The organism is Nonomuraea sp. SYSU D8015, from assembly GCF_008065375.1.
In the GTDB taxonomy this organism is placed as follows: Bacteria; Actinomycetota; Actinomycetes; order Streptosporangiales; family Streptosporangiaceae; genus Nonomuraea.
Genome location: NZ_VJYI01000001.1, coordinates 1,161,571 through 1,177,892 on the forward strand (window position 1 = coordinate 1,161,571; position 16,322 = coordinate 1,177,892).

General features: G+C 72.7%; 23 protein-coding genes. 9 read left to right on the forward strand and 14 right to left on the reverse strand.

What is annotated here, in order from left to right:
- Positions 1-8: 8 nt before the first annotated feature.
- Both ID574_RS07455 and pyrF read right to left on the reverse strand, forming a co-directional pair.
- On the reverse strand, positions 9-437 hold the full coding sequence (locus tag ID574_RS07455) for an SRPBCC family protein (RefSeq protein ID WP_188187946.1): 429 nt from the start codon (positions 435-437) through the stop codon (positions 9-11).
- A gap of 43 nt (positions 438-480) precedes the next feature.
- The gene (gene pyrF, locus ID574_RS07460) at positions 481-1,305 is read right to left on the reverse strand and encodes an orotidine-5'-phosphate decarboxylase (RefSeq protein WP_188188350.1); all 825 of its coding nucleotides are present in this window, start codon (positions 1,303-1,305) and stop codon (positions 481-483) included.
- Between the two features lie 102 nt (positions 1,306-1,407).
- Here pyrF and ID574_RS59565 point away from each other — a divergent pair, with 102 nt between their 5' ends.
- Complete coding sequence (locus tag ID574_RS59565) at positions 1,408-1,884, forward strand: DUF2283 domain-containing protein (RefSeq protein WP_223166453.1); 477 nt, start codon at positions 1,408-1,410, stop codon at positions 1,882-1,884.
- A 6-nt stretch (positions 1,885-1,890) separates the two neighbouring features.
- On the opposite strand, the gene ID574_RS07470 is transcribed toward ID574_RS59565, so the two are convergent.
- The 6 genes from ID574_RS07470 to ID574_RS07495 form a co-directional block, all read right to left on the reverse strand.
- The gene (locus tag ID574_RS07470; protein WP_188187947.1) at positions 1,891-2,250 is read right to left on the reverse strand and encodes a hypothetical protein; all 360 of its coding nucleotides are present in this window, start codon (positions 2,248-2,250) and stop codon (positions 1,891-1,893) included.
- Positions 2,251-2,376: 126 nt separating this feature from the next.
- The gene (locus ID574_RS07475) at positions 2,377-2,628 is read right to left on the reverse strand and encodes a hypothetical protein (protein ID WP_188187948.1); all 252 of its coding nucleotides are present in this window, start codon (positions 2,626-2,628) and stop codon (positions 2,377-2,379) included.
- A 31-nt stretch (positions 2,629-2,659) separates the two neighbouring features.
- Positions 2,660-3,283 carry a TIGR00645 family protein gene (locus ID574_RS07480; RefSeq protein WP_223166454.1) on the reverse strand — a complete coding sequence of 208 codons (624 nt, stop codon included), beginning with the start codon at positions 3,281-3,283 and terminating at the stop codon, positions 2,660-2,662.
- Positions 3,283-3,432, reverse strand: coding sequence for a hypothetical protein (locus ID574_RS07485; protein ID WP_188187949.1), 150 nt, complete (start codon positions 3,430-3,432; stop codon positions 3,283-3,285). The genes ID574_RS07480 and ID574_RS07485 overlap by 1 nt, the downstream gene beginning before the upstream one ends.
- 148 nt (positions 3,433-3,580) lie before the next feature.
- Complete coding sequence (locus ID574_RS07490; RefSeq protein ID WP_188188384.1) at positions 3,581-3,790, reverse strand: hypothetical protein; 210 nt, start codon at positions 3,788-3,790, stop codon at positions 3,581-3,583.
- Between the two features lie 85 nt (positions 3,791-3,875).
- On the reverse strand, positions 3,876-4,220 hold the full coding sequence (locus ID574_RS07495; protein WP_188187950.1) for a winged helix-turn-helix transcriptional regulator: 345 nt from the start codon (positions 4,218-4,220) through the stop codon (positions 3,876-3,878).
- A gap of 89 nt (positions 4,221-4,309) precedes the next feature.
- Here ID574_RS07495 and ID574_RS07500 point away from each other — a divergent pair, with 89 nt between their 5' ends.
- On the forward strand, positions 4,310-4,969 hold the full coding sequence (locus tag ID574_RS07500; protein WP_188187951.1) for an NADPH-dependent F420 reductase: 660 nt from the start codon (positions 4,310-4,312) through the stop codon (positions 4,967-4,969).
- A 140-nt stretch (positions 4,970-5,109) separates the two neighbouring features.
- Positions 5,110-5,481 carry a hypothetical protein gene (locus tag ID574_RS07505; protein WP_188187952.1) on the forward strand — a complete coding sequence of 124 codons (372 nt, stop codon included), beginning with the start codon at positions 5,110-5,112 and terminating at the stop codon, positions 5,479-5,481.
- Positions 5,482-5,554: 73 nt separating this feature from the next.
- Here ID574_RS07505 and ID574_RS07510 read toward each other — a convergent pair whose 3' ends face one another.
- Positions 5,555-6,214, reverse strand: coding sequence for an endonuclease V (locus tag ID574_RS07510; RefSeq protein ID WP_188187953.1), 660 nt, complete (start codon positions 6,212-6,214; stop codon positions 5,555-5,557).
- A 408-nt stretch (positions 6,215-6,622) separates the two neighbouring features.
- Here ID574_RS07510 and ID574_RS07515 point away from each other — a divergent pair, with 408 nt between their 5' ends.
- From ID574_RS07515 to ID574_RS07525, 3 genes are read left to right on the forward strand one after another with little or no spacing between them, the layout of a single operon-like run.
- Positions 6,623-7,798 (forward strand): alpha/beta hydrolase, encoded by a 1,176-nt coding sequence (locus ID574_RS07515; RefSeq protein WP_188187954.1) that lies wholly within the window; start codon positions 6,623-6,625, stop codon positions 7,796-7,798.
- A gap of 44 nt (positions 7,799-7,842) precedes the next feature.
- Positions 7,843-9,171, forward strand: a complete 1,329-nt coding sequence (locus ID574_RS07520) for an FAD-dependent oxidoreductase (protein ID WP_188187955.1) — start codon at positions 7,843-7,845, stop codon at positions 9,169-9,171.
- 45 nt (positions 9,172-9,216) lie between these two features.
- The gene (locus ID574_RS07525; protein ID WP_188187956.1) at positions 9,217-9,957 is read left to right on the forward strand and encodes a sulfite exporter TauE/SafE family protein; all 741 of its coding nucleotides are present in this window, start codon (positions 9,217-9,219) and stop codon (positions 9,955-9,957) included.
- Here the strand turns inward: ID574_RS07525 and ID574_RS07530 are convergent.
- Genes ID574_RS07530 through ID574_RS07550 form a run of 5 tightly spaced genes read right to left on the reverse strand, consistent with a single transcriptional unit; the run spans position 9,926 to position 13,044 of the window.
- Positions 9,926-10,699, reverse strand: a complete 774-nt coding sequence (locus tag ID574_RS07530) for a type 1 glutamine amidotransferase (RefSeq protein WP_223166455.1) — start codon at positions 10,697-10,699, stop codon at positions 9,926-9,928. The two genes, ID574_RS07525 and ID574_RS07530, sit on opposite strands and share 32 nt — an antisense overlap.
- The gene (locus ID574_RS07535; RefSeq protein WP_188187957.1) at positions 10,692-11,090 is read right to left on the reverse strand and encodes a DUF5655 domain-containing protein; all 399 of its coding nucleotides are present in this window, start codon (positions 11,088-11,090) and stop codon (positions 10,692-10,694) included. The genes ID574_RS07530 and ID574_RS07535 overlap by 8 nt, the downstream gene beginning before the upstream one ends.
- Positions 11,091-11,100: 10 nt before the next feature.
- Positions 11,101-11,928 carry a bifunctional 5,10-methylenetetrahydrofolate dehydrogenase/5,10-methenyltetrahydrofolate cyclohydrolase gene (locus ID574_RS07540; protein WP_188187958.1) on the reverse strand — a complete coding sequence of 276 codons (828 nt, stop codon included), beginning with the start codon at positions 11,926-11,928 and terminating at the stop codon, positions 11,101-11,103.
- Complete coding sequence (locus tag ID574_RS07545) at positions 11,925-12,530, reverse strand: cyclodeaminase/cyclohydrolase family protein (RefSeq protein WP_188187959.1); 606 nt, start codon at positions 12,528-12,530, stop codon at positions 11,925-11,927. The genes ID574_RS07540 and ID574_RS07545 overlap by 4 nt, the downstream gene beginning before the upstream one ends.
- A 28-nt stretch (positions 12,531-12,558) precedes the next feature.
- Positions 12,559-13,044, reverse strand: coding sequence for a hypothetical protein (locus tag ID574_RS07550; RefSeq protein WP_188187960.1), 486 nt, complete (start codon positions 13,042-13,044; stop codon positions 12,559-12,561).
- 223 nt (positions 13,045-13,267) lie between these two features.
- Between ID574_RS07550 and ID574_RS07555 the strand changes: the two genes are divergently transcribed.
- The 3 genes from ID574_RS07555 (at position 13,268) to ID574_RS07565 (ending at position 16,313) form a co-directional block, all read left to right on the forward strand.
- A complete protein-coding gene (locus ID574_RS07555; RefSeq protein ID WP_188187961.1) occupies positions 13,268-14,191 on the forward strand; it encodes an NHL repeat-containing protein in 924 nt (307 codons plus the stop codon).
- A 212-nt stretch (positions 14,192-14,403) separates the two neighbouring features.
- Positions 14,404-15,054, forward strand: coding sequence for an NAD-dependent epimerase/dehydratase family protein (locus ID574_RS07560; RefSeq protein WP_188187962.1), 651 nt, complete (start codon positions 14,404-14,406; stop codon positions 15,052-15,054).
- Between the two features lie 155 nt (positions 15,055-15,209).
- Complete coding sequence (locus ID574_RS07565) at positions 15,210-16,313, forward strand: LLM class flavin-dependent oxidoreductase (protein ID WP_188187963.1); 1,104 nt, start codon at positions 15,210-15,212, stop codon at positions 16,311-16,313.
- The last annotated feature ends 9 nt before the right edge of the window (positions 16,314-16,322 follow it).

Sequence of the window (16,322 nt, forward strand, 5' to 3'; positions counted from 1 at the left end):
GTCCGCCGTCAAGGCCGCGCCCGCTCGCAGCGGCGCTTGAGGCTCTCGGCCTCGATCCGTACGTAGCGGCGGGTGCGGGCGCCGGTCAGCAGCACGAACACCGGCGCCAGCAGGCCGGTCTGCGTGATGGAGAGCACGACCGAGACGCCGCCGCCGTCCCGCGGCACGAGCGTGTGGCCGGCCGCGATCGTCACGCCGGCCGTGGTGGTCTCCCAGGTGAACGCGGAGCCCGGGTGCAGCTCGGTCACCACCCAGTTGAGCGCGGGGATCCCGGGCTGCTTGATCCGCACCTTGCTGCCCGCGCCGAACGGCCCGTCGTCCAGCCGCCGCACGCTCGTCATGGTCGGCATGAAGTCCGGCCAGCGCGTCACGTCCGTCATGGTCCGCCACACCTCGTCCTCGGACGCGTCGATGGCGATGCCTGTCTCGAAACGCACCGGCGTCACCTCCCCGCCCGCGCGCGGGGTCCGGGCCGGCCGCTCACCTGCGGGCGGCCGTCTCGGGCATCAGGTGGGCGACGCACTCGTCCCGGTAGTGGAGCGTGCGGCTGCGCAGCCGCTTGGGGTCGGCGAGCACGGCCCGGGAGACCGAGGGCAGGACGGCGTGGCGTACCGACGAGAAGAGCCGCGCCACGTCGGCGGGAGTGGCGCCCTGCGCGCCCAGCCCCGGGGCGAGGATCGGCCCGTTGAGGTCGGTCAGCGAGTGCTCCGCCTTCGGGAGCGTGGCGCCCATGACCACCCCGACCGGCCCGAACGGCGTGTGGCCGGCGTTCGCCGCGGCCGCCCCGGCCAGCACCTGGTCGGCCACGAGCTGCTGCAGCCCGGCCGCCTCCGGGTTGGAGGTGCGGGCCAGCACGAACACGCCCGCGTCGTTGGCCACCGCCGAGGCGATCGCGCCCTCCAGCGACCCGAAGCCGAGGTACGGGCTCAGCGTCACGGCGTCCACGGCCAGCGGGCTGCCCGGGTCGAAGTAGGCCTCGGCATAGGCGGCCATCGTGCTGCCGATGTCGCCGCGCTTGACGTCGAGCAGCACCAGCGTGCCCGCCTCGCGCAGGTCAGCGATGGCGCGTTCCAGCACGGCGACGCCGCGGCTGCCCCACCGCTCGAAGAACGCCGACTGCGGCTTGACCACGGCCGCGACGTCGGCCACCGTCTCGACGACCGTGCGGCTGAAGCGCTCGAGGCCGGAGGGCGAATCGTCCAGCCCCCAGGCGTGGAGCAGCGCGGGGCTCGGATCGATCCCCACACACAGCGGTCCGCATGCGTCGAGCCTGGCTCGCAGGCGCCTCCCGAACGACTCGTTCATCACAGTCCCGACGATAGGGGACCAGCCGGTCGGCTGAACAGGAGACCTGCCGTTCCCGTTCGCCAGTCTTCCCGGAGTGGCCTCCGGGGTAGAGCAGCAGACATGTACGAGATCGCCCATCGGGTACTGGCGCTGCGCAGCGATCCGCCGCGTGACGTGGTCGTCACGGTCGGCATGCCGTACGAGGAGCCGACCGGGGAGTGGTCGTGCCCCTACCGGATCGACGGACTCGACGGGTGGGAACACGAGAGGAAGGTCACGGGGCTCGACTCGCTGGGTGCGATCGAGCTGGCGCTGGCGATGGTACGGGCCGCGGTGGCGGGCTCCCACGAAGCCAAGGAAGGGCTGCTGAGCTGGGACGACACACCGCTGGGGCCGCGGGCGCAGACGGTGTACGTCACCTGGGACAAAGAGCTCGACATCGCCTACATCGCGATGAAGCGCGAAGTGATCCCGGGCGAGGCCGTGCGGCAGGTCGTGGCGGAGGACGTCGTCCTCGACTACGGGGACTCCGGGCGCCTGCTGGGCATGGAGCTCATGAACGCCGCCGCCCGGCTCCCGTCCGAGATGCGGATGTGAGGTCCGTCACCGCGAGACGAGCCACCGCCAGCGCGGCAGTTCCAGCACCACCGTGACCACGGCCAGCACCGACACCAGCGCGGCCGCGAACGCGTGCCAGGCCACCCACGCCGCCGCCACCGCGGCCACCAGCTGGAGGAGGACGAGCGCGATCGTCACGTGCCCCGGCACGGCGACGATCACGTTGCGCTTGTCGCCCGGCGTGGAGAACACCGTCGGCAGCCCGATCAGCACCACGACCGACAGCACGGCCAGCGGCACGGAGTGCGGGGCGAGCGCCCAGGGGGTCGCGACCCAGGCGACCAGCTCGGCGGCGAACCGGAACGCCGACGCGACGCGGTCGTCCGGGCGAGGGGTGGAGGACACGCGCGTACCTTACATTTCACGACTCTCCCGTGCATGTGGCCACCGATCTCGACGGCACCCGGCCGACGGAAGCAGGGTCGTCGGCCCGCCGTGCCCGCCCACCCCCGCGGGCGGGCACGCGCGAGCTCAAGCGTCGTCGTCCGACACGCGCGAGGCGCCCGGGCAGCCGGCGGGCGCCTCGCTGAACACCTGCAGCACGCCGCCGCAAGTGGTCACCGGCAGCGACACGGGCTCGACGATCTCGTCGTTGAACACGGTCACGTCGCCGATGAGGGGGGCCGGGCCGGAGCCGCGGGCCTCATCGTCGGCGTGGGCGGCGGCGCCGGGGAAGAGCACGCCGGCGAGGACGGCCGCCGCGGCGCCTTTCAGCCGGTTCACCACGTCCATCCTCCGTACGGGACGTGCCGGGCTAGGCGGCAACCCGCGGCTCCTGCGGCCGATCCGCCGGATGTTCGCCCTGGTTGCTGCCCTGGAGCGGCCGGCCTCCCGCCATGATCCGATCGATCAGCGCCAGCGCCAGCGCCGAGACGACGAAGGTCAGGTGGATCAGTGTTTTCCATAGGAGCTCCCTGTCGGTGATGGCCGGTCTGGCCGCGTTGATGAAGATCTGGAGGAGGTGGATGGAGGAGATGCCGATGATCGCCATGGCCAGTTTGACCTTGAGCACGTTGGCGTTGACGTGCGAGAGCCACTGCGGCTGGTCGGGATGTCCCTCGATGCGCAGCCGCGAGACGAACGTCTCGTAGCCGCCGACGATCACCATGATGAGGAGGTTGGAGATCATCACCACGTCCACGAGGCCGAGGACGATCAGCATGATGGTGGTCTCCGGGGGCGAGCCGGCGAAGCCGAGGTGCACCAGGTGGGCGAGCTCGACCATGAACCGCCAGGTGTAGACGATCTGGGCGACGATCAGGCCCAGGTAGAGCGGCACCTGGAACCACCGGCTGAGGAACATGACGTAGCCGACGCGGGTGAGCGGCGACCGTGGCCCGGCCGGCATGCGGGCCACGGCCAGTTGCGCGGGCCCCACTACGAGGTGAGGACGTTGATGTGCTGGACGAAGGTCTGGACGTCGACGAGTGGAGGGCCGTTCGAGCCGAGTTGGTCGAGGACGAGGGGTGGCAGGGTGGCGGACGCCAGCGCCAGGGTGGCGACGGCGGTCAGGACTCGGGCCTTCAACGAATCTCCTTGCTGCTCTGTGCGCCTGTCGGCGGAAGGGGGATGGGAACGGGCCGGGGCCAGGCGGCGCGACGCGCTCGGTCGCGCCGCCCGCGCCCGTGGCCGGATGGGGAAGGGCCGGCTCAGGCCGGCGCTCCGGCCGGGCGGGTCAGGGGTGGAGGCAGGCGACGGCGGGCAGTTCGGCCGGGATGCCGGGAGCGGTCGGGTCGATGATCGTCGTGAGGTCGGTCGCGGAGCCGGCCAGGCACGTGCCCAGGCCGATGGGGTCCACGATGGCGTGGGAGGCGGGTGCGGCGAACAGGGTCATGCCACCGGCGATGATCGCGGCAGTGGCGATCCGGCGGGGGCTGAGAAGCATGGAACCTCCTGGGTAACGCTACGAACAGTCGTTGATCTGCTACCCAGAGTAATGAATCAGTAACATGAGTGTTCTGTAATGTTCTTCAGCCCGTGGGGTCCCAGCGGTCCTGGGCCGCCATGACCTCGTCGGCGTGGGCGAAGGCCCATTCGCCGAAGGCCCCGATGGGGCCGAGCAGCGTGCGTCCCAGGTCGGTGAGCTCGTACTCGACGCGGGGCGGCGCCTCGGCGTAGGCGTGGCGCGTCACCAGGCCGTTGAACTCCAGGCGCCGCAGCGTCTCGGTGAGGACCTTGGCGCTGATGCCGCCGATCTCCTCCTGCAGCCGGCCGGGACGCCGGGGGCCGTGGCGCAGGGACCAGATGACGACGGCGTTCCAGGTGTTGCCGATCAGATCGAAGGCGAGCCTGGCCTGGCAGTCGGCGAGGAACAACGAGGGCCTCCGTTAGGCACCGAATGGTGTGCGTCGGGATTTCTACAGTCCTCTCATCAGTAAAGCCCCTTACAAGGAGGAGGACGTACATGCGCATCGGGATCCTGGGCGCCGGAGGGATGGCGGACGCGCTGGGCACGCAGTGGGCCAGGGCCGGGCACGAGGTGATGATCAGCGGGAGGGACCTCGGCAGGAGCTCCGCCGAGGCCGGGAAGATGGCCGCGGCAGCGGGTGCGCCGGTCCTGGCGGGGAGCTGGGCGGAGGCGGCCGGGTTCGGGGACGTCGTGATGGTCGGCGTGCGGGAGGCCGGGCTCGGCGACGTGCTGCGGGCCTGTGGCACGGCGCTGCGCGGCAAGCCCGTGATCGACGTCACCAACGCCGCCGACCCCGCCGGGTACGACGCCGCGCGCCCGCTCGCCCAGCGGATCGCCGAGCTCACCGGCGGGCACGTCGTCAAGGCGTTCAACCTGTGCCACGTGGACGTGTGGCGGATGACGCCGCCCGTGTTCGACGGGCGGCCGCTCGCCGTGCCGCTGTGCGGCGACGACCCCGCGGCGCTGGAGGCCGTGCGCGCACTGGTCGCCGACCTCGGTTGCACGCCGGTGGACGGCGGCGGGCTGGGCCGGGCACGGCAGCTGGAGGCGACGGCGGCGTTCGTGATCGGCCTGTGGTTCGGCGGCGCCGACGCCCAGGCCATTCTGCCGCCGCTGGCCGCCTCCGGCACGCACCTTCCCGCCGAGCCCCGCTGACCGATCGGCGGGATGGCGGCGGCTTCCCGCGGTCCGCCGTACGCCCTGCGGTGTAGCGGCGATGACGACGGGGGGCGGATGACCGCAGCGCGCGGCGGCAAGATCCTGGAGGTCTCGTCACGAGGCCGAAGGAGAGATCAGTGGTAACCCAGGTCGCCGAATCAAGCGGGTACGTGACCGCGTTCAAGGTCGTCGCCGCGCTCAACGCGCTGGCGGTGCTCGCTCAGGCCGTGACCGCCGGGCTGCTGATGAGCGGGGGAGGGGCGGGCCCGCACGGCATGGGCGCGACGGCCGTGCACGTGCTGGGGCTGGCGCTGGTCGGGACGGCCGTGCTGATGTGGCGGCCCGGGCGCGGGGCGGGCTGGCCCGCCCTGGCCGGCCTGGCGGTGCTCCTGCTCGGGTTCGTCCAATCGATGCTTGGCGGCTCCGGGGCGGTGGCCGCGCACGTGCCGCTCGGGATGGGGCTCTTCGGGCTCAGCGTGTGGCTGCTCGTGTGGTCGTGGCGCCGCTGAGCCCGCCGGCGGCCATGGCGCGGCCGGCGGCCCTCCTGGCGCGAGCCAGGCCATCCCGTTCGGCTCGCCTGGGTCAGATCGGGTGCCTGGCCAGGTGGTCGGCCCGGCGGACGGGCTCGGGGAGGCGGTAGCGGGGGGCGAGGCGGAGGACCTGGTCCGTGGCGGTGTCCAGGGCGATGCGGTGGCCCTGGGAGACGTACACGGGCTTGACCTCGGGCTGCGTGCGTAGCGCCCGGCCGACGACGGCGCCCTCGTGCACGATCGGCGTCCACGCCCCCCGTTCCGGTCCGGGCGGCTCGTGGGCGCCGACGAACGGCGTCTTGCCCACACCCAGCGCCGGCAGGTCCGTCAGCACGCCGAGATGGCACGCGAGCCCGAACCCGCGCGGGTGCGCGAGCCCGTAGCCGTCGCACACCAGCAGGTCGGGCGTCACGGCGAGGCGCTCCAGCGCCGCCACCAGTGCGGGCAGCTCGCGGAAGGCGAACAGCCCCGGCACGTACGGGAACGCCGCCTTCCCCGGCGCCGCAACCTGCTCCACCACGTCGAGCGTGTCCGCGTCCAGGACGACCACCGCGGCCGTCAGTTCGTCGTCGCCGTGGTAGTGCACGTCCAGGCCCGCCACCAGCGCGAACGTGGTGGGCCCGGTCAGCTCCACGCGTCCGCGGAGCCGGTCTTGGATGGCCTCCGCCTCGGCGACGCCGGAGGGCCACGGATGAAGCCGCTGAACCTGCACCCGGCCCAAGGTATGCCATCAACCGGCCCCGTTCTCCACGTGTGCCGCCTCGTCTCAGGTCGGCCGGCCCGTGACCGTCGGCACGGTGAGCGCCGCGCGCCGCCGCTCATCGTGCCGCGGCGACCGTCCGCCGCAAGCAGCGCCGGCCCGACCGCAGCCGGGCCACCAAAGGCGACCCCTGCCTCGTGTTCGGCGCCTTCGATGATCTCCCCGGAGAAGGCCTCCGCCGAAAGTGCGGAGAGGTGACGAAGCAGCGCGAAAGGAGCGGAGCAGGATCGATCGCCCGAAGACGCGAGGGTCGACGGGGAGGTCCGTGCGGAAGAGCACTCGTGGCGAGGTGACGCGAAGGGGCGGGTCAGGCGAAAGATGCCGGGGTCGGCGGGGAGGTGTTCGGTAGCGTCGGATGTCATGGACGAGGTGCTGGTCGTGGTAGGTCCCGAAGTCGTCGCCGACGCCGGGCTGATCGAGGAGATCGCCGGGCGGGAGTTCGCTGCGCTGGGGGTGAGCGGGACGGTCGTGCACGCGCGGGACGCCGCCCACGTCGCCTCCCTGCTCCGCGACGGGGCGGTGGTGATCCCCGGGCGTTCGGGCGCGGTGCGGGAATTGATCGGGCGGGCCGCCGGGGCCGTGGTGTGGGTGGACGTGGAGCGGGTCGACGGGGTCGAGGCGGGGGAAGGGGCGACGCATCTGCACGGGCGCGGGCTGAGCGGGATCACGTGGGGGATCCGGCACGCGGTGCACCGGATGCGGCGGCCCGACCGGCGGCGCATCCCGTACGGACCGCATCCGGACCAGTGGGGCGAGCTGGTCACGCCGGCGGAGTCCGCGCCGGTCGTGGCGCTGATCCACGGCGGTTACTGGCGGTCGATCTGGGCGGCCGACCTCATGGAGGCGCTCCGCGAGGACCTCGTGGCGCGCGGGCTCGCGGTGTGGAACCTCGAATACCGGCGCCCCGACCTGCACGGATGGGAGGCGACCCGCGCTGATGTGGCCGCGGGGCTGGCCGCGCTCGGCGACTTCGGCAACGTGGCGGTGGCCGGGCACTCCGCGGGCGCCCAGCTCGCGCTCCGGGCGGTGGCCGACGGGGCGCGGGCGGCGCTGGCGGTCTCGCTGGCCGGCGTGCTCGACCTCGTCGAGGCCGACCGGCGGTGGCTCAGCTCCGGCGCGGTCGCCGCCGCACTCGGCGAGCGGGTACCCCGCGGCGCGGCGCTCGGCGAGCGGGTGCCCGGGGGCGCCGGATTCCGTGAGCGGCTGTCCGGTGGCGCGGCGCTCGGCGAGCGGGTGGGCGGTGGCGCGCGAGCCACCGGCGGCCGCTCGCCGCAGGCGGATGACGCGGCCGTCCGCCTGTACGCCGCCGCGTCGCCTCTCCTGAGGCTCCCCCTTGGGGTTCGCCAGCTCGTCGTCCAGGGCACGGACGACGACCTGGACCTGGTGGACTTCGGCCGCCGCTACGCGCGGGCAGCGCAGGAGGCCGGGGATGACGTGAAATATCTGGAAATGCCGGGCGACCACTTCGACGTCATCACCCCGGGCACCCCCATCTGGCAGGCCACGGCCGAGGCCATCGCCGCCGCCCTGGCGTAGCGGGGCACCTGGACACGGCCGCCGCGCCGCCGTAACAAGGGAGAATGGAGGTCTCGATCGTCGGCGGCGGACTCGTCGGCTGCCTGCTCGCCTGCTTCCTGGCCCGCCGCGACCACCACGTCACGCTCTACGAGCGCCGCCACGACCCCCGCGTCCGGGGCCCCGACCGCGGCCGCTCCATCAACCTGGCCATCTCCGAACGCGGCATCGACGCCCTGCGCCACCTCGGGCTCGACGGCAAGGTGCTGGCCGCGGCGCTCCCCATGGCGGGCAGGATGATGCACGCCCCCGACGGCGCCCTCACCTTCCAGCCCTACAGCGCCGACCGGACCCACGCGATCAACTCCATCGGCCGCGCCGACCTCAACAGGCACCTCCTCGACGCGGCCTCCGCGCTGCCGAACGTGGAGGTGCGCTTCGGCCACCGGCTCACGGAGCTGGACGAGCGCCGCGGGAGGCTCGAGTTCGGGACGCGCACGGTGGACGGGGTGCGCGTGGTGATCGGCGCGGACGGGGCGTACAGCGCGGTCCGGGCGCGGCTGCAGCAGCTGCCGGGCGTGAGCTTCAGCCAGGACTACCTGGACTACGGCTACAAGGAGCTGACGATCCCGGCGCGCGACGGAGAGTTCGCGATGGATCCCGGCGCGCTGCACATCTGGCCGCGCGGCCGGTCGATGATGATCGCGCTGCCGAACCCGGACCGCTCGTTCACCTGCACGCTGTTCTGGCCGCACGAGAGCATCGCCGCGCTGGACAGCCCGTGGAAGATCAGGGCGTACTTCGCCGATCACTACCCGGACGCGGTCAAGCTGATGCCCGGTCTGGTGGAGGCGTACCAGGGCAACCCGGTCGGGCACCTGGTCACGATGCACTGCTCGCCCTGGCACGTCACCACGGACGCCATGACGGTCGGGCTGGTCGGCGACGCCGCGCACGCCATCGTGCCCTTCTACGGGCAGGGCGCGAACTGCGGGTTCGAGGACTGCGTGGAGCTGGACCGCTGCCTGGACGAGGCGGGGGACGACTTCCCGCGGGCGCTGGAGCTGTTCGAGCGGCGCAAGGCGGACACCGACGTGATCGCCAGGCTGGCCCTGGACAACTTCGTGGAGATGCGCGACAAGGTCGGCTCCAGGATGTTCCTGGCGGGCAAGCGGGTCGAGCACGCCCTGGAGCGCGTGCTGCCCGGCTACGTCTCCCGGTACGAGCTCGTGTCGTTCACGACGATCCCGTACGCGGAGGTCGAGCGCCGCGTCACCCGCCAGCGCCGCTGGGCCGCGGCCGGGGCGGGGGCGGCCGTCCTGGCCGTCGCCTGGGCGGCACGCGGGCGGCGGGGCCCCGCGGGCGGGCGGCCGGCGGAATCCGGCCGTTCCTGACACCCGACCTCGGGGACAAAACGGACAACCCCATAGCATGTCGGGGTGATCGTCGGAGAAGCGCTGGGCCTGCTCGGAGTCGGCGCCGTGGCCGGTGTGGTGAGCACGGTCGTGAGCCTCGCCTCGATCGTCTCCTATCCGGCCCTGCTCGCCTTCGGCCTGCCCCCGCTGACCGCGAACGTCACCAACACCGTCGCCCTCGTCTTCACCGGCATCGGCGCGGCCGCCGGATCGCGGCCCGAGCTGACCGGCGAGGGCGGCCGGGTGCTCACCCTCGGCCCGGTGGCCGCGCTCGGCGGCGCGACGGGCGCGTTCCTGCTGCTGGTGACCCCGGCCAGGACGTTCGAGCTGATCGCGCCCTGGCTGATCGCGATGGCGTCGCTGCTGCTGGTCCGGCCGCCGTCCGGGCGGGTGCGCGGCGAGCACGGTGTGCTGGGCCGGGTGGCGTTGTTCGCCGTGACGATCTACGTGGGGTATTTCGGCGCGGCCGGCGGCATCCTCGTCTTCGCCGTGCTGGCGGCCCTGCTCGACCACTCCGCGGCCAAGCTGAACGCGATGAAGAACGTCATGACCGGGCTGGCGAACGCCGTGGCGGCACTCGGGTTCGCGATCTTCGGGCCGGTCGACTGGGGCGCCGCGCTGCCGCTCGCGGCCGGGTTCCTGCTCGGCGGGTGGGTCGGTCCGAAGATCGCGCGCCGCATGCCGGGCCACAGCCTGCGGTATCTGGCGGCGGCGTGCGGGCTGGCGGTGGCGGTCAAGCTGGGCTGGGACTCGTACGCCCACTGACCGCGTCGCTCCCGCCCGAGGCGCGCCCGGCGACGGCCGCGTGGCTCCTGAGCGAGGCGTGCTCGGCGACGACCGCGGCGAAGCGCATCGTGACCTCGCGCCAGATCGGCGTGGACACCGGCTCGTCGGCCACCGCCCTGGCATGGACCGCCTCGGGGTCGAACCCGTCGGCGCGCCACTCGCGGACGCGCGCGGGCAGCACCTCGGGATGGAACTGCACGCCCCATGCCCGCTCGCCCACCCGGAACGCCTGGTACGGGCACGCCGCGGTCTCCGCCAGCCAGACGGCGCCCGCGGGCAGCCCGGTGATCGCGTCCTTGTGGTGCTCCACGGCGGGCACCACCGGCGGCAGGCCGTGGAAGAGCGGGTCGCCGGCGGCCTCCGGCCTGATCGTGAGCGGGACGCTGCCGTTCTCCGGCGCGCCCGCGTCGCCCGTGACCTCACCGCCCGCGACCTCGGCGATCATCTGTCCGCCGAGGCAGATGCCGAACAGCGGCACGCCCTCCGCCAGCGCCTGGCCCACCAGCCGCCGGGCGTCCGCCAGCCACGGCGCCCGCGCATCGTCGCTCGGCAGGTAGCCGCCGCCCAGCATGATCATCGCGTCGTGGCCGAGCCGGTCGGGCAGGGGAGCGCCCTCGTGGGCGAGCACGACGTCCAGCTCGTGCCCGGCCTCGGCCAGCCAGCCGCCCACGCGGCTCGGGCCGCCGCTCCGGCTGTTCTGCACGATCAGCACGTCACCCATCACAGGCCTCCGCCATCCACTCGATGATCTGCTCGTCCACGTCTTCGACGCGGGTGAGCTTGAAGAAATGCCACACGCGCCCGCCCGGCGCGGGCAGCGCCCTGGAGATCAGCGGGTGCCCGACACGCCGGGGCGGCGCCAGGGCCAGGGAAAGACTGCGGGCCTTCGGGCGGATCTCGGCGAACTTCCGCTCGCTCTTGAGGAACACCCCGACCCGCACCGCGTCCTCGTGGATCGGCCCGAGGTGCGCGGTCAGCCGGTCGTAGATCTCCCGGTAGACCGGCGGGTGGGCGGCGAACGTCTCGTCCACCGTGCAGCCCGGCACGCACACGTGCCACTGCCGCTCACGGGCGAACTCCCGGTCGCACTCCGGGCAGACCCACCGCGTCACGACGGTCGCGTCACGGCAGGTTGGCCGCTCTGGCGGTGTGGCGCAGCAGCAGCGCGGTCGTGACCGGGCCGACGCCCCCGGGCACTGGGGTCAGCGCCCCGGCCACGCCCGCGACCGCGTCGAAGTCGACGTCGCCGGTCAGCCCGCCGTCGTCGGTCGGGTTGGTGCCCACGTCGATCACGACCGCGCCCGGCGCGACATGATCGGCCCCGATCAGTCCCGCCCGGCCGGCGGCCGCGACCAGCACCTCGGCGGTGGAGGTGACCGAGGCCAGGTCGCGGGTGCGCGAGTGGCAGACGGTGACCGTGGCGTGCCGGTCGAGCAGCAGGTGGGCGAGGGGCTTGCCGACCACGGTCGAGCGGCCGACCACCACGGCCCGCCGGCCTTGGAGCTCCACCTCGTAGTGGTCGAGCAGGGCCATGACGGCCGCGGCCGTGGCAGGCGGGAACGCCGGCAACCCGGCGGCCAGCCGGCCGAGCGAGAGCGGGTTGGCGCCGTCGACGTCTTTGCGCGGATCGATGGCCGCGGCCAGCTCCTGCGCCGAGGCGCCCTCGGGGAGCGGGGTCTGGAGCATGACGCCGTGCACGCCGGGGTCGCCGCCGAGCCGGACGAGGGTCTCGGCGATCTCCTCGGGGCGGGCCCGCGGCCCCAGGTCGACCACGTCGCAGGCGATGCCGACACCGGCCGCCGCCTTGGCGATCGACCGGACGTACCACAGGCTCGCCTCGTCGTCGGTGGCCACCACCACGGCCAGGCGTGGCTGCGGGCCCGAGGCGGCCTCGGCCTGGGTCTGGGCGCGGATGGCGGCGGCCAGGTCTTTCCCGGTCAGGGTCTTCACCGGTTGATCTCCTCGCGTACCTCGGCGGTCACCCAGTCTGCCCTGGCGACGGCCGCGTCCACGCCGGAGGTGCGGATGTTCAGCTCCTCGCGTACCCGCTCGTCCTTGATGCCGCCCAGGTTGACCTCGACGTTCACCCTGGCGGTGGTCAGGGCGGCGCGGGCGGCCTCGGCCGCGGCGGCCACGTCGGTGACGACGTTGCGGTTGGCGATCGGCAGCAGCAGCTCGCACAGCTCGATCACGCGGGCGGCGGCCTCGATGACGCGGGCGGGCGGCTCGGCCGCGCCGGCCAGCGCCCTGGCGATCGCGGCGCCGCGCTCCTCGCCCTTGGGCAGTCGGTAGGCGTCGGTGACCGCTGTGAACGCCGCCGCGTCCTCCTCGGCCAGCCGCAGCGACCGGGCCCTCAGCGTGTCGGTCTCGGCGATCACGGCGACCACGGTCTCGGCGTGGTCGGCGTACTTCTCGCCGGTCGTGTAGCGGGCGACCATGCCGAGCAGCGCGGCGGCCTGCGCCGCGTGCAGGGCCGCCGTCGCGCCGCCGCCGGGCGCGGGCACCCGGTCGGCCAGCTCGGTCAGGAAGTCGACGATCTTCAAGTCGCGCATGGCGGCATTCTGCCAGGCCACGCGGTGCTCAATCGCGGAACATCGGCCGTGTGGCGTCCTCGGGACCGGCGTCCGACTGGTAGTACGGCGACGGCGCGGGGGCGTACGCGGGGGAGTGGACCGCCGGCTCGGCGCTGGACCGCCAGCGCGACGGGAACGTCGAGACGACCAGCAGCGCCACGCCGAGGGCCAGCTGGAGTCCCGACAATCCCAGGGTGAGGTAGCCGTTCTGGAGGGAGGCGGGCAGGATGCCGTCCGGCATCAGCCGCACACCGCCGATCGTCTCCGCCAGCGGGATGGCGCCGACGCCGGTGAACGACAGACCGCCGAGGAGAGAGGCCGCGGGGGACAGGCGCGAGCCGGCCAGGAAGGCGAAGACGACTGCGGCGGCGACGAGTGCGCCCCATGCGGGCCAGGAGATCTGGAACGCCGCCTGGGCTTTGTCGGTGAGGTCGCCGACGCCGAACCACAGGCCGGCGGCGACCATGGGCGGGAGGAGCAGCCCTGCGACCACTCCCAAAGCATGACGGGCACCATTTGACATGACCGAACCCCGTTTGTGTGGTTGGTGCCCAACCTACCTTGCGGGATCCCTCGGCGTGGCGTGGTCGTGGAGCCGGGAGCAATCTCCTGACGCCGATGTGGCCCGGCATCGTCGCAGATCGTTTCTGCAAACTCCCTGTGAAGCGTGCAGTAGCACTTTGCCGGGGGCGGCGCGCACCGGCATCGTGGGCCGCATGAGACCCGCGATCCTGAAGACCGCACTCAGTGCCTTAATCGTGTCCGCGCTCGGCCTGGTGTCCGTCACCGTGCCCGCGCAGGCCACGTCGAAGCCCGATGTCTTCGCGCTGCCCAACGGCTTCCAGCCGGAGGGCATCGCGATCGGGCCCGGGCCGTACGCCTACTTCGGCTCCCGCGCGACCGGCGACATCTACCGGGCCGACCTGCGTACCGGGAAGGGATCGGTCATCAGCAAGGGCCCGGGGTCACCGTCGCTCGGGCTCAAGACCGACGGGCGCGGCCGGCTGTTCGTGGCCGGTGGCACGGGCGGCGACGCCCGGGTGATCGACCTGCGTACCGGCGAGGTCGTCAAGTCGTACAAGCTGACCACCGACCCGGCGTTCGTCAACGACGTCATCCTCACCGGGCGGGCCGCCTACTTCACCGACTCCCGCAACCCCGTCCTGTACAAGCTCGACCTCGGCCGCGGCGGATCCCTGCCCGACGAGGCCGTCAAGATCCCGCTCAGCGGCGCCATCCAGTACACGACCGGCAACAACGCCAACGGCATCGCACCCAGCCCCGACCGCAAGTCGCTGCTGATCGTCCAGTCGAACACCGGCAAACTGTTCGAGGTCGACCCGTCCAGCGGCGTCACCACCGAGGTCGACCTGGGCGGCGAGCTGCTCACCAACGGCGACGGCCTGCTGCTGTCCGGGCGCACCCTGTACGCCGTGCTCAACCGGGCCAACACGGTCGCCGTCATCTCCCTGGCCGGCGACGGCGCCTCCGGGAAGATCGCCAAGCGCCTGACCGATCCGCGCTTCGACGTCCCGACGACGGTCGCCGCCTACGGCAGCCGCCTCTACCTGCCCAACGCCCGCTTCACGACCACGCCGACGCCGGACACCCCGTACAACGTGGTCGCCGTCAAGCGCTGACCCGGGCCTGCTCCAGGTTCATCGGAGCGGGATCCGGCGTCGGGCGGAGCCACCGCCCTGGCGCTCGCCGCGCCGTGCTGCGAGCCGGCCTCCGAGGAGGACGGCGGGCGCGGCGGGCGCCAGGGCGGTCACCGTTGGGGCGGGCTGCCGCCCGGAGAGCGGGCCTATCCTCTCCCTGACGGCATCGTCGAGACGATCGGGGCGAGCCCGCCATGAAAGTGATCATTTTCGGGGCGACCGGCATGGTCGGGCGGGGCGTGCTCCGCGAGTGCCTGCTGGACCCCCGGGTGTCGGCCGTGCTGACGGTCGGGCGCGCCCCGACGGGGATCTCTCACGGGAAGCTGCGCGAGATCGTCCACGGCGACCTGCTCGACCTGGCGCCGATCGAGGATCGGCTGAGCGGGTTCGACGCGTGCTTCTTCTGCCTGGGCGTCTCGTCGGCCGGGATGAGCGAGAAGGACTACCGTCACGTCACCTATGACGTGACGATGTCCGTGGCGAACACTCTGGCCAGGCTCAACCCGGGCTCGACGTTCACGTACGTGTCGGGCGTCGGGACCGACGCGCACGGGCGGGCGATGTGGGCCAGGGTGAAGGGGGAGACCGAGAACGCGCTGCTGGCGCTGCCGCTGGAGGCGTACATGTTCCGGCCCGGCTACATCCAGCCCATGCACGGCGTCAGGTCCCGTACCCGGATCTACCGGGTGGCGTACGTCGTGGCGCGGCCCCTCTATCCGCTCCTGCGGATGCTGTTCCCGGGAGCGGTGACCACGACGGAGCGGATCGGGCAGGCCATGATCACGGTCGCCGAGCGCGGCGCCCCGAAGCGGATCCTGGGTCCTTCCGACATCAACTCCCTGTGACCCGCCGGCCCGCAGGCCGCGCTCCGGGTCTACAGCGCCGCGCAACGGCAGGGCTGATCGCGCGCGAACCCCTCATACCGGATGATGGAATATCCGGAAAGGGCTCAGCGCTACCGTAGCCGTCAAAGATTCAACAGTCATGGATGGTGACTAAAGTGCAGTTCGGAATCTTCAGCGTGGGCGACGTGACCACGGATCCCACGACCGGCAGGACGCCGACCGAGCACGAGCGGATCAAGGCGATGGTGACGATCGCGCTCAAGGCCGAGGAGGCCGGGCTCGACGTGTTCGCGACCGGTGAGCACCACAACCCGCCCTTCGTGCCGTCGTCGCCCACGACGATGCTCGGCTACATCGCGGCCAGGACCGAGCGCCTCATCCTCTCCACCGCCACCACGCTGATCACCACCAACGACCCGGTGAAGATCGCCGAGGACTTCGCCATGTTGCAGCACCTGGCGGACGGACGGGTGGACCTCATGATGGGCCGGGGCAACACCGGGCCCGTCTATCCGTGGTTCGGCCAGGACATCAGGCAGGGCATCCCGCTCGCCATCGAGAACTACGCGCTGCTGCACCGGCTGTGGCGCGAGGACGTGGTGGACTGGGAGGGCCGCTTCCGCACGCCGCTGCAGGGCTTCACGAGCACGCCGCGCCCGCTCGACGGGGTGCCGCCGTTCGTCTGGCACGGCTCGATCCGCAGCCCCGAGATCGCCGAGCAGGCCGCCTACTACGGTGACGGCTTCTTCGCCAACAACATCTTCTGGCCGAAGGAGCACTTCCAGCGGCTGATCGGCCTCTACCGTCAGCGGTACGCGCACTACGGCCACGGCACCCCCGAGCAGGCCATCGTGGGCCTGGGCGGCCAGGTGTTCATGCGGAAGAACTCCCAGGACGCCGTCCGCGAGTTCCGTCCGTACTTCGACGTCGCCCCCGTGTACGGCCACGGGCCGTCACTGGAGGAGTTCATGGCCGAGACCCCGCTCACGGTCGGCAGCCCGCAGCAGGTCATCGACCGGACCCTGCAGTTCAGGGACTACTTCGGCGACTACCAGCGCCAGCTGTTCCTCATGGACCACGCGGGGCTGCCGCTGAAGACGGTGCTGGAGCAGATCGACCTCCTGGGTGAGGAGGTCGTGCCGGTGCTGCGCGCCGAGTTCGCCAAGGGGCGGCCGGCCGAGGTGCCGGACGCGCCCACGCACGCCTCCCTGCTCGCCGCGAAGACCGCCTCAGCCGCCACCGAGCCGGTGGACGCCTGACCTGGCTGG

Excerpts from the sequence above, each read along its gene's own strand:
- pyrF (WP_188188350.1), bottom strand. The coding sequence starts at position 1,305 with ATGAACGAGTCGTTCGGGAGGCGCCTGCGAGCCAGGCTCGACGCATGC.
- ID574_RS59565 (WP_223166453.1), top strand. The coding sequence starts at position 1,408 with ATGTACGAGATCGCCCATCGGGTACTGGCGCTGCGCAGCGATCCGCCG.
- ID574_RS07490 (WP_188188384.1), bottom strand. The coding sequence starts at position 3,790 with ATGCTTCTCAGCCCCCGCCGGATCGCCACTGCCGCGATCATCGCCGGT.
- ID574_RS07500 (WP_188187951.1), top strand. The coding sequence starts at position 4,310 with ATGCGCATCGGGATCCTGGGCGCCGGAGGGATGGCGGACGCGCTGGGC.
- ID574_RS07515 (WP_188187954.1), top strand. The coding sequence starts at position 6,623 with ATGGACGAGGTGCTGGTCGTGGTAGGTCCCGAAGTCGTCGCCGACGCC.
- ID574_RS07520 (WP_188187955.1), top strand. The coding sequence starts at position 7,843 with ATGGAGGTCTCGATCGTCGGCGGCGGACTCGTCGGCTGCCTGCTCGCC.
- ID574_RS07530 (WP_223166455.1), bottom strand. The coding sequence starts at position 10,699 with ATGGGTGACGTGCTGATCGTGCAGAACAGCCGGAGCGGCGGCCCGAGC.
- ID574_RS07545 (WP_188187959.1), bottom strand. The coding sequence starts at position 12,530 with ATGCGCGACTTGAAGATCGTCGACTTCCTGACCGAGCTGGCCGACCGG.
- ID574_RS07555 (WP_188187961.1), top strand. The coding sequence starts at position 13,268 with ATGAGACCCGCGATCCTGAAGACCGCACTCAGTGCCTTAATCGTGTCC.
- ID574_RS07560 (WP_188187962.1), top strand. The coding sequence starts at position 14,404 with ATGAAAGTGATCATTTTCGGGGCGACCGGCATGGTCGGGCGGGGCGTG.